Annotated in this window: 12 protein-coding genes; 7 read left to right on the top strand and 5 right to left on the bottom strand. The window is 66.4% G+C overall.

Annotated elements, in window-relative coordinates; all coding sequences use genetic code 11:
• Both CF161_RS33210 and CF161_RS22425 read left to right on the top strand, forming a co-directional pair.
• Window positions 1-408: Aliphatic sulfonates family ABC transporter, periplasmic ligand-binding protein (locus CF161_RS33210; RefSeq protein WP_020298903.1), on the top strand; the 408-nt coding region annotated here is incomplete at its 5' end.
• The gene (locus CF161_RS22425) at window positions 405-1,376 is read left to right on the top strand and encodes an aliphatic sulfonate ABC transporter substrate-binding protein (RefSeq protein ID WP_020298904.1); all 972 of its coding nucleotides are present in this window, start codon (window positions 405-407) and stop codon (window positions 1,374-1,376) included. The genes CF161_RS33210 and CF161_RS22425, both read left to right, overlap by 4 nt.
• Window positions 1,377-1,422: 46 nt before the next feature.
• Here the strand turns inward: CF161_RS22425 and CF161_RS22430 are convergent, their stop codons facing one another.
• Both CF161_RS22430 and CF161_RS22435 read right to left on the bottom strand, forming a co-directional pair.
• Entirely contained in the window at window positions 1,423-2,715 is a 1,293-nt protein-coding gene (locus CF161_RS22430; protein WP_020298905.1) for an MFS transporter, read from the bottom strand.
• A gap of 43 nt (window positions 2,716-2,758) precedes the next feature.
• Entirely contained in the window at window positions 2,759-3,532 is a 774-nt protein-coding gene (locus CF161_RS22435) for an SDR family NAD(P)-dependent oxidoreductase (protein ID WP_020298906.1), read from the bottom strand.
• Window positions 3,533-3,683: 151 nt separating this feature from the next.
• Between CF161_RS22435 and CF161_RS22440 the strand changes: the two genes are divergently transcribed.
• Window positions 3,684-4,568 (top strand): LysR family transcriptional regulator, encoded by an 885-nt coding sequence (locus CF161_RS22440; RefSeq protein WP_043230152.1) that lies wholly within the window; start codon window positions 3,684-3,686, stop codon window positions 4,566-4,568.
• Here the strand turns inward: CF161_RS22440 and CF161_RS22445 are convergent.
• The 3 genes from CF161_RS22445 to CF161_RS22455 form a co-directional block, all read right to left on the bottom strand.
• On the bottom strand, window positions 4,565-5,305 hold the full coding sequence (locus CF161_RS22445) for a DUF72 domain-containing protein (protein ID WP_020298908.1): 741 nt from the start codon (window positions 5,303-5,305) through the stop codon (window positions 4,565-4,567). The two genes, CF161_RS22440 and CF161_RS22445, sit on opposite strands and share 4 nt — an antisense overlap.
• Entirely contained in the window at window positions 5,302-5,733 is a 432-nt protein-coding gene (locus tag CF161_RS22450) for a hypothetical protein (RefSeq protein ID WP_020298909.1), read from the bottom strand. The genes CF161_RS22445 and CF161_RS22450 overlap by 4 nt, the downstream gene beginning before the upstream one ends.
• A 181-nt stretch (window positions 5,734-5,914) precedes the next feature.
• A complete protein-coding gene (locus CF161_RS22455; RefSeq protein ID WP_020298910.1) occupies window positions 5,915-6,385 on the bottom strand; it encodes an SUKH-3 domain-containing protein in 471 nt (156 codons plus the stop codon).
• A gap of 165 nt (window positions 6,386-6,550) precedes the next feature.
• Between CF161_RS22455 and CF161_RS22460 the strand changes: the two genes are divergently transcribed.
• From CF161_RS22460 to CF161_RS22475, 4 genes are all read left to right on the top strand, one after another.
• A complete protein-coding gene (locus CF161_RS22460; RefSeq protein ID WP_020298911.1) occupies window positions 6,551-7,612 on the top strand; it encodes a glycosyltransferase family 2 protein in 1,062 nt (353 codons plus the stop codon).
• Window positions 7,613-7,665: 53 nt separating this feature from the next.
• Window positions 7,666-8,691: a hypothetical protein gene (locus tag CF161_RS22465; RefSeq protein WP_020298912.1), complete on the top strand. Its 1,026-nt coding sequence runs from the start codon at window positions 7,666-7,668 to the stop codon at window positions 8,689-8,691.
• Complete coding sequence (locus tag CF161_RS22470) at window positions 8,688-9,431, top strand: hypothetical protein (protein ID WP_020298913.1); 744 nt, start codon at window positions 8,688-8,690, stop codon at window positions 9,429-9,431. The genes CF161_RS22465 and CF161_RS22470 overlap by 4 nt, the downstream gene beginning before the upstream one ends.
• The coding region (locus CF161_RS22475) for a hypothetical protein (protein ID WP_020298914.1) at window positions 9,428-10,197 on the top strand (770 nt) is incomplete at its 3' end. The genes CF161_RS22470 and CF161_RS22475, both read left to right, overlap by 4 nt.

The raw sequence follows: 10,197 nt of genomic DNA on the forward strand, positions 1-10,197 counted from the left end.
GACCCGCTGCTCAGCGAACAGTTGCAGACCGGCCAGGTGCGGGCCCTGGGCCAGGCCGGCGACTTCATCCCCAATCGCTCGCTGTTCTGGGCCAACCGCTCCTGGGTCGAGCGCGAGCCGCAGCAGGCGCAGCTGGTGTTCCAGGCCCTGGCCGAGAATGACCGCTGGATCGCCGGGCATATCGAGCAGGCCGCCGAGTTGCTGGCCGCCAGCCACCCGCAACAGGTTGCCGCCAGCACCTGGGCCGCCAGCCTGCGCCAGCGCCCCTGGGGCATTGAACCGGCCCGGCAGCCGATCCTTGACGAACAGGACCTGCAGGCCCGCCTGCTGGCCAGCGCCGGGCTGCTGAAAAATCCCCTGCCACCGAGCCTCGGCCGCGACCTGTCACTGTCCACGGAGCTGTCATGAAAGCATCGAGCCCTAGCGCCTTCACCCTGTTCGCCAGCCTGGGCCTGAGCGCCTGGCTGCTGTGCGCCAACGCCCAGGCCGAGAACCTGGAACTGCGCATCGGTTACCTGCGCGGCCCGTCGGACCTGTCCCTGGTGCGCGACACCGGCGAGCTGGAAAAAGAGTTGGCCGGGCTTGCGGTCAAGGTCCGCTGGCTGGGGCCGTTCCCGGCGGCGGCGCCGGCCTATGAAGCCCTCAATGGCGGCTCCCTGGACCTCACCAGCGGCAGCTCCACCGCCTTTGTCACGGCGATTGCCGGGGGCATGCCGATGAGCATGTTCGGCTACCAGCCGATGCCGGCCAATGGCGAAGGAATTGTGGTCAAGGACCAGGCGCCGATTCACAGCCTGGCCGACCTGCCGGGCAAAACCGTCGCGGTCAACCGCGGCGGCACCGGCGAGTACCTGTTGTCCCGCGCCCTGGAAACCGCCGGTATCGATGAGGGCAGCGTGCACAAGCAGTACCTGAGCCCCACCGACAGCAGCTCGGCGTTTGCCTCGGGGCATGTGGACGCCTGGGCCACCTGGGACCCGTACCTGGCCCTGGCGCAAAACAATTACGGCGGGCGCCTGCTGATCAACGGCCAGCAACTGGGTTCGGAGAACGCCGCCGGCTACTTTATCCGCCAGGACTTCCTCGCGGCCCACCCCCAGGTGGTGCAAGCCGTGCTGAAGGTGCTGCAACGCAGCAACCGCTGGGCCCGCGAGCACCCGCTACAAGCGGGTCGGATCTGGGCCCGGCAGATGGGCAACCAGAGTGAGGAGGTCGCCCGGCAACTGGGCGCGACCAACACCTCGCCCTTGCTGGCGGTTGGCGCGCAACAGGTGGAGCAGATCCAGCACATCGCCGACTGGTACTGGCGCAAGCAGATCATTCGCCAGCAGCCGGTGATCCTTGAGCATGTGGTGGACCTGGGCAACGCCGAGTAAGCCGACCGGGATACCGGGCTTCGCGCCCGTTATCCCGGTGCGGGTGTCAGCGCCGGACCTTGACCCAGGCCATCAGCAGCGCCGAGGACAGCACGCCGACGGTCATGAAGATATAGGCCGCCCCCGGGTTGCCGGTGAGGCCGATCAGGTGGCCGACGATCCACGAACCGATAAAGGCCCCCAGGGCACCGCAGGCATTGATCAGGCCAATGGCCCCCCCGAACACGTTGGCCGGGATGATCTCCGGGATCAGCGCGAAAAATGGCCCGTAGGGTGCGTACAGCGCCGCGCCGGCAATGCTCAGCAGCGCAAACGACAGCCAGAAGTGAGTCGAGCCCAGCAGGTACGAGCAGAAAAACGCCAAGGCCCCCAGCGCCAGCAGCGGCCAGATGAAGTGTTTGCGTTGCTGGGATTTGTCCGAGGCCCAAGACACCACCAGCATCGCCGCCACGGCCGCGACATAGGGCACCGCGCTCAGCCAGCCGACGGTGACGATATCGGCGGCCGCCGCCTGTTTGATGATGGTCGGCAGCCACATGATGAAGCCGTAGACCCCGATGCTCCACAGTGCATGCACACAGCACAGCTGGATCACCACCGGGCTGGTAAAGGCCTGGCGATAGTTGCGCACGGCCTTCAGGCCTTGCTGCTCACTGGCCAGGGTCGCGGCCAGTTGGGTCTTTTCCTCGCTGCTCAGCCAGTCGACCTGCTCCGGTTTGTCCCGCGCCATGCGCCACCAGACAAAGGCCCAGAGCACCGCCGGAGCACCTTCGATGATGAACATTTCACGCCAGCCCCAGGCCTGGATCAGGTAGCCCGAGAGCACCGACATCCACAGCACGGTGACCGGGTTGCCCAGCACCAGGAAGGTATTGGCCCGGGAACGTTCCTTGCGGGTGAACCAGTTGCTGATGAAGATCAGCATCGCCGGCATCACCGCGGCTTCGACGATACCCAGGGAGACGCGGATCACCATCAGCATCGGGATATTGGTCACCAGCCCGGTGGCCATGGCGCAGATGCCCCACAGGATCAGGCTGCAGAACACCAGTTTGCGCACGCTGTATTTCTGCGCGTAGATCGCCCCCGGCACCTGGAAGAAAAAGTAGCCGAGAAAAAACAGCGCGCCGATCAGAGATGAGGTGCTCTTGCTGATGCCCAGGTCCTGCTCGATGCCCACGGCGCTGGCGAAGCCGTAGTTGGCCCGATCCAGGTAGGCCAGGCTGTAGGTGATGAAAATCAGTGGAATCAGGTACAGCCAGCGTTTCGGCGCAAAGGCCGTGGACGCCTCGCCGCTAATGGCCGGCAGCGGCAGTGACTGGGATTTGAGTGTGCTCATGGGTGTCCCCTGTTGTTGTTTTTTTCAGGTACGCAGTTCGGTTTCACACGACGCTGGTCAGGCCGCCGTCGACAAAAATGGTTTGTCCGTTGATGAAGTCGGACGCCGCGGAGGCCAGGAACACCGCGGTGCCGCACAGCTCCTCGACCCGCCCCCAGCGCCCGGCCGGCGTGCGCTGGCACAGCCATTGGGAAAACGCCTGGTTGTCCACCAGCGCCTGGTTCATCTGGGTCGCGAAGTAGCCCGGGGCCAGGCCATTGGCCTGGATTCCGTGGCGTGCCCATTCGGCGCACATGCCTTTGGTCAGCATCTTCACCGCGCCCTTGGACGCGGCGTAGGGGGCGATGGTCGGGCGCGCCAGCTCGCTTTGCACCGAGCAGATATTGATGATTTTGCCGCGACCGCGACCGATCATATGCCGCGCCACCGCCTGGGAAACATGGAACACGCCGTCGAGATTGACCCGCATCAGCTCGTGCCAGTCATTGGCAGCGAAATCCTCCAGCGGCGCGCGGCGCTGGATCCCGGCGTTGTTGACCAGGATATCGATGGCCCCACACTGCGCCTCGAAACCGTCGATGGCCTCGAACAGCTGCCCGCGGTCGGTGACGTCGAATACCGCGATCTCGACCTCAAGCCCTTCGTCGCGCAACAGGCTGGCAATCGACTCAGCCTTGTCTCTATTGCGATCGTTGATCACCACCCTGGCGCCGGCGGCGCCCAGGCCACGGGCCAGTTCCAGGCCGATGCCCTTGCCGGACCCGGTGATCAGGGCCGTGCGGCCTTCAAGCAGGAAGCTGCTGGTGCTGAATGACATGCTTTTCTCCGTCAAGCGGCCGTTTATTGTGCTGCAGGCCTTGGGCGCCAGTTCACCCCAGCGCCCGGGCAACGTCCAATCGTCATTGCTGATCTGCTTATCAAAATTTATGATCACCACCTCAGACCTCGCCCAACCTTGGAGCCACCCCGTGGAAATCAAACATTTGCGCGCGTTCGTGACCCTGGCCCAGGAGCTGCATTTCGGTCGCGCGGCCCAGCGCCTGTCCATCGTGCAGCCGGCCCTGAGCATGCAGATCAAGCTGCTGGAAGAAGAGCTGGGGGTGCGCCTGTTCGAGCGCAATCGACACTCGGTGGCGCTGACCCAGGTCGGGGCGATCTTCCTGCCCGAGGCGCGCGCCACCCTGCACCAGGCCGCCCATGCCGCCGACGTGGCCCGGGCCTCCGGGCGCGGGGAGATCGGCCGGGTGCGCCTGGGATTTATTTCCTCAGTGCTGCCCCAGCTCTTGCCCGACCTGATCCGCACCCTGCATGAGCGCTTCCCGCGGATCGAACTGGAGCTCAAGGACATGCCCGGCCCGGACCAGGCCACGGCGCTGAAAAACGCCCAACTGGATTTCGGCCTGATGCGCTTGCCGGCGATCATTCCCGGGATCCAGACCCGTGAGGTGCTGCAGGAAAGTTTCATCGTCGCCCTGCCCGGCGACCATCCCCTGGCCTCCCGCAGCGGCCTGCACCCCACGGACCTGGCGCAGCTGCCGCTGCTGATCCTGGCCCGGCGTTACGCGCCGGGGTTTTACGACGGGCTGCTGCAGGCACTGGAGCGCCAGGGCGCGCCGTTGCAAATCGCCTCGGAACTGGGGGAATTCACCACCATGCTGGCCCTGGTGTCGGCCGGGCTTGGGGTCGGTTTGCTGCCAGCCAACGCCGGGCGCGCGCTGCCGGCCAATGTGATTGCCAGGCCCCTGGACCTGGGCAGCTACCGCGCCACCACCGGCCTGGCCTGGGTCGACCTCGACAGCGCAGTCAAAACCACGGTGTTCGGCCTGCTGCAGGAATTGCTGTTCACCGCCTAGGCCTGCAACAGCTGTTGCAGGGTCAAGGCGTTCTCGATGGCATGGCCGCTGGCGGTGTTGTCGAAGATGCACCAGGTCGGGATCTGCGCCGCCTGTGCGCGCCGCACCTCCTCGGCCAGTGCCTGCAGGCGGCTGTGGGCGTAGGCACTGTGATAGATCCGTGGCGAGCCATGCCAGCGCCAATACTGCAAGCCCGACCAGCCCCGGGGCTGATCACCGCCGGCAATCGGCGTCGGGTCGGCCGCGACCTGGGCGATCTGCAATTCAACCAGCAAGGCCTGGGCCTGAAGCCAGCTGGCATGACGCGGTTCCAGCGCCACGGGCCCGGCATAGCGCTGGCGCAGGGCTTCGAAAAAACCTCGGGCCGTGGCCTCGTCGTAGCTCAGGGAGGGCGGCAATTGCACCAGCAGACAGCCCATGGCGGCCCCCAATTGCAGGCACTGGCCGAGGAATTCGTCGAGCAGCCCGTCACAGCCCTGCAAGCGCTGCACATGGGTTATCTGCTTCGCCAGCTTGACCGAAAAGGCAAACCCCGGCGCCACCGACTGCCCCCAGCGCAGGTAGGTTTGCGGGCGATGGGGGCGGTAGAACGAGCTGTTGATTTCCACCGCCGTCAGCTGCGCGGCATAGCGCTGCAACTGGCTGCCCTCGGCGGGAAAGCGCGGCCAATGCTCACGGGGCAGGCTCCACCCGGCGCAGCCGATTGCCAGCCTCGGCCTGGCGATCGGGGCATTCAAAAGAGCACCGCGGCGGCATCGCGCATAAAGATCTCGACGGTCTTCGGCCCAACCCCGGCAAACGCCAGCAGGCGCTGCTCGAAGGCCTGGCGGTCGAGGCTGGCGGCCCGGATCTCACCGACCCGGCCCGCATACTCATCGAGCAAGGCCTGACACAGCCTCGACAGGCGCTGCGCGGTGCTTTCGTCATAACGCACGTAATGCGCCTCACCGAGCATCCGCACCAGCTCGCGATGGCTGCACCCGGCCAGTTTGCGCGGGGTATCGCGCCCATGCTGCAGCACGATCACCCGGTAGGCCCGGGCCGCGATATCGGCCTGGATGCGCTTGCCCATCAGGAAGCTGGCGATCAACCAGCGGAACAACGCCGGTTCAGCCCCCGGCTGCAAGTCGATACCCAGTTCACTGGCACTGATCGCGCGGCCCATAGGTGCATCCCCTTTTGTTCTGGCAGGTACCAGGTCAGAACCCGCCGCGCACACCGGGGTTCCGGCGCAATACGGCCTTTATCCCAGGGGCGAAAAATCCCCTGGCAAGCAGCTGACGGGGGCTGGTAAAGACCCCGACCGAGCGCCAGGGGCACGGTGGCGATCATGTCCAGCTCGGTTATCAGGAAATGACGGGCACGGCGCCGGGCGTGGCCAGCGCCACCTGCGCACCGGCCTTGCGCCCGAACACCAGGGTTTCAACGGCCTGGGCGAAGGTCCGGCCCTGCAGCCAGAACCCGTCATGAATGATGCTCAAAACGTAGCAGCGGCCCTGTTCGTCCATCAGCAGCGCGCCGTGGCCGTGATGGACTTCGGCGATGCTGACCAGGGTGCTGCCCAGGCGTTGCTGCCAGGCCAGGAAGTCGTCGTCCCCATGCAGGTGCTCGAAGGTGCCAAAGACCACATCGCTGGTGGCGCACTCTTCGCCTGTGTCACAGGTGCCCACCTGCAGCCCGGCGAGCTGTTGAAGCAGGGCCGTGGCCGGGTGCCAGGGCGGAACGAAATCCGGCAGCGGTTCGGTGTGGGTGGCCGGCCAGCCCGCGGCCAGGAACAAGGGGCGAAGGGTCTCGGGAAGGTCGATCAGCGGGGGCATGGGCAATGTACGGTCACAGTCAGTGTTTGAATATTTTCAAGGATAATGCTGTGATTGCGCCCGCGATACTCCGAGTTGTCGGCCCGACTGCACATTAGGCCGGCCGGCAGCCCCGCTTTTTTCAGAGATACGCCCGAAATGGATAGCCAAGAAACGACAGCCAGGATGTCGACGCCGCCCCCCGGCGACGGCATGCAGCAACGCCTGGCCGAGATCGCCGCCACGACCGCCCTGGTCCTGGAAACCAACAACCTGCGCGGTGGCAACGATGCCGTGGAGGCCTTAAGCAGCCTCAAGCGCTTGATCGCCCGGTTTGCCCAGCAGAGTGTCTCTCCCCAGTCCCTGGCGCAGTGGGTCATCACCCACGACGGCCTCGACCTGGAAGCTCGCCAGGCGCTGTGCGTGCTGGCTGGGCGGCCCCTGGACTTCGTCGAGATCGATGCCCGCACCGGCTACTACGACGCGAAGAATGTCGGCTTCGACGCCGTCGACCAGGCGCGCTGCCAGTACGTGGTGTTCGCCGATGCCGACTGCCTGCCCTGCGTCGACTGGCTGCAACAATTGCTTCTGCCGTTCGCCGAGCCTGACGCGCCGGTCGCGGTGGCCGGGCGCACCAGTTACGCGCCGAGCATCACCGGCAGCGCACTGACCTCCATCGACTTCATGTACTTCCCCAGCCCGCTGCGCAGCGGCGCCACGCGTAATTTCTACGCCAACAACGTGGCCTTTCGCTGTGACACCTTCGAGCAGCACCGCTACGAGCCCCTCGATGGCGTGTACCGCGCCCACTGCCAGGTCATGGGCCTGCGCATGCAAGCCGCAGGCGTGGCGGTGGCTTATGCGCCGCAGGCTCACACCGAACACCGCCTGCCCGACAGCCAGGGCGAAGTGATCAAGCTGCGCTGGCTGCGGGGCGGCGACAGCGTCGACCTCACCCCCTACCTGGTACGCGCCTATATGCCGGGCTGGTTGCAATGGCTGGGGCGCAGCGGGCCGATCGGCCCCTTGTGCGTGATGGCCGGGCGCCTGGGCTACAGCCTGCGGGCCCTGAATCACCAGGACCTGCCGCCCGTGCACGGCGTACGGCGCCTGGCGGCGATGGCCATCGTGATCGGCATGTCGCTGCTGGACACCGCCGGTGCGGTGATCCGTGGCTGCGGCGTCTCGGTGGGTCGCGCCAGTGCCCGTCACAGTGAAGCGCTGTCGTATCACCGCCACCTGGATTGATCCCCATCCCTCGCCCTTTATCGCCGCCCATCAAGTGCCCACAGGAAGTCAGCATGAAACCCCATTCGATTGCGTCACTCGGCTATTCCCTGGCGTGCCTGGCACTGCTGACACTGAGCGGTCAGGCCCAGGCCGCGCCCTCGGAGTTCAGCGGGCGCGGGGTGTTCCACTTCGCCTCCGGCACCGGCTGCGCCACCGCCAGCAGCGTTGATAACAGCTGCAACCGCATCGCCCTGGACGTGGCCGACGCCCGTGCCAGCGTCGATGCCCAGACCCACGCCATCGTGATTGCCGCCGACGCCAGCCATGACCGCAAGACCGTGATTGGCGACGTGCTGTTGCACGGCAGTGGCCTGGCCGCCGATGGCCAGCGCGTGCCCCTGAGCCTGCATGTGCTGCTGCGGCGCACGGGCCAGGTGTGGAAGTCCGACACTTACGTGCACGCCCCGGTGCGCGGCACGTTCAGCGCGATCGAACTCGATCCGTACCAGATCAGCGTCCGCGAGGGCAGCAGCGAACGCGTACTGTTCACTGCCGAGCAGGCACGCAAGGTCCTGGCCCAACCGTCGCTGGCCGCACGGATTGCCAGTTACTTCGTCGCCGTACGCCCCAGTGACGCCAAGAACCCGGCCGCCGATGACATCACCATCGCCCTCGGCGTCGGTCGCGTCTCCAAGTCCCTGATGCGCGCCAGCTTCACCTCGGATCAACCCAACAGCGCCGAATTGAACCCATTGCTGGCGAACGGCACCTGGAACCTCAAGTTGCAGGCCCTGAGCGGCCAGATCCCGGTCTGGGTGGTGCAGCGCCAACTGTTCGTGTTCGGCCTGGAAGACAGCCCGCTGCTCAAGGACGTGCGCCAGCGCGGCTTCAACAAGCGCGACACCCTGGAACTGGGCGCCGTCAACGGCAAGGGTTACCTGCGTTACAACGGCGTTGAACACAGTTTTCCCGAGGCCGCCGCTTCAGGTGCTGCCTTTATGCGCGACAGCTTTATCGGCCTGATCCTGGCGTGGCACCGCAGCCCACAGGTTGCGACTTCGGTGGCCAGCGACACCGCGCCGCAGCCCGCCCAATGACTGTGCTCGAACACAGCGCCGACACCGCTGACTTCAGTTGCCTGGCCACGCCCAGCCCAGAGGGGCTGGGCGCGCTGCAAGCGCGTCTGGTGGACCGCATCAAGCGCGCAGCCCTTTCCCGCCTGCACCGCAGCCCTCGTGGCGAGCGCCTGCTGCTGCGCATGTACCTGGCCGGCGAAGACGCCACGGAACGCGCGCTGCTCGACGAATTGATGCCGCAATCGCCGCCCTGGCTCGAACGCCAGGTCGAACAGCACCTGGCCGATGAACGCCGACACGTGACGCTGTTCACCGAGGCCTTGCGCGCAGTGGGCGACGACGGCGCCACACGCCTCGAACCGGACTGGCTCAGCCGGCGCAAGATCCAGCGCTGGCAACGCCTGGCCCACGAATACGCCGGGCATTTCGAACACGGCCTGCTGGTGCCCGCCTATGCCACCGGGCTCTGCGCCGAGCAGATGGCCGAGCGCGTACTGGGCCGTCACTGTGGGGTGATCGGTGCCGAACATGGCCTGTACCCGCTGTTGTCTCGGGTGCTCGCCGATGAAAAAGGCCATGTGCGCCTGTGCGAAAACACCCTGCGCCGCACCGTCGCGCCCCGGGAGCTGCCGCATCTGGCGCGCTTGCTGAAAGAGATTCGGGCCGTCGACGCCCGCTTTGGCGTGACCGGCGCGCTGGCGATGTACATCGCCGGCTGGGTGTATGGCGGCTTGCGCAGCACGGGCGGCCATGCCCGATGAGTTCACGCATTCTGTACCTGGCGACGGCCGACGCCCGCGGCCACCTGATGCGCGCGCAACTGCTGGTGCATGCCCTGCGCCAGGCCGGGGCCCAGGTCGACGTACTGACCACCTCTGAACAAGGGCAGCGCTTCTTGCAGCGCTTTGGCGTCGAGTCCGAGATCCTGTCCGAGCACTACGCGGTGCAGTTCGACAGCGAGCAGAACATGCTGCGCAAGGCCACCAACCGTAATGTCGCCCATTACCTGTTCCGCCCCACACGCATGCTGCGCGATATCGGCCGCCTGCGGCGACGGCTGCAGCACGCGGACCTGGTGATCAACGACTCCTTCCACCCGGCGCTGCTGTACATGGGCATGCTGCCCGGCTGGCGGCGCAAGGTGGTGCATGTGTACGGGGCGAGCCTCAAGGTCGCGCTGATCAACAATTTCGAGGGCATGTGGCCGCGTCAGTTCGGGCGCCTGTTCGGCTGGATTGTCGGGCGCCAGATCGGCGCGGCGCGTGCCTCGATCGAACATGACTTCGCCTACGACATCGACGACACCCAGGCCCCGGCCCTGTATCGCCTGCCAACCCCGGTGGCCCTGGCCAAGCCATTGCCCGCCGAGACCCGCGACGCTGCGGCGGTGTACCTCAACCCGCATTTCAGCGAACCGGCCCTGGCCGATGCCTTGAGCGCGGGCCTGGCGGCTGCGGGCCTCGGCGCGCACCGGGTAGGTGAAGGTTATGCCGGGCGCGACGGCTGGCTGGCGGTAGACCCGGACTG

The organism is Pseudomonas sp. CF161, from assembly GCF_000416215.1.
Taxonomy (GTDB): Bacteria; Pseudomonadota; Gammaproteobacteria; order Pseudomonadales; family Pseudomonadaceae; genus Aquipseudomonas.

Coding starts and splice junctions, on each gene's coding strand:
- CF161_RS22430 (WP_020298905.1), bottom strand. CDS start 2,715: ATGAGCACACTCAAATCCCAGTCACTGCCGCTGCCGGCCATTAGCGGC.
- CF161_RS22470 (WP_020298913.1), top strand. CDS start 8,688: ATGACTGTGCTCGAACACAGCGCCGACACCGCTGACTTCAGTTGCCTG.
- CF161_RS22425 (WP_020298904.1), top strand. CDS start 405: ATGAAAGCATCGAGCCCTAGCGCCTTCACCCTGTTCGCCAGCCTGGGC.
- CF161_RS22450 (WP_020298909.1), bottom strand. CDS start 5,733: ATGGGCCGCGCGATCAGTGCCAGTGAACTGGGTATCGACTTGCAGCCG.
- CF161_RS22455 (WP_020298910.1), bottom strand. CDS start 6,385: ATGCCCCCGCTGATCGACCTTCCCGAGACCCTTCGCCCCTTGTTCCTG.
- CF161_RS22435 (WP_020298906.1), bottom strand. CDS start 3,532: ATGTCATTCAGCACCAGCAGCTTCCTGCTTGAAGGCCGCACGGCCCTG.
- CF161_RS22465 (WP_020298912.1), top strand. CDS start 7,666: ATGAAACCCCATTCGATTGCGTCACTCGGCTATTCCCTGGCGTGCCTG.
- CF161_RS22460 (WP_020298911.1), top strand. CDS start 6,551: ATGTCGACGCCGCCCCCCGGCGACGGCATGCAGCAACGCCTGGCCGAG.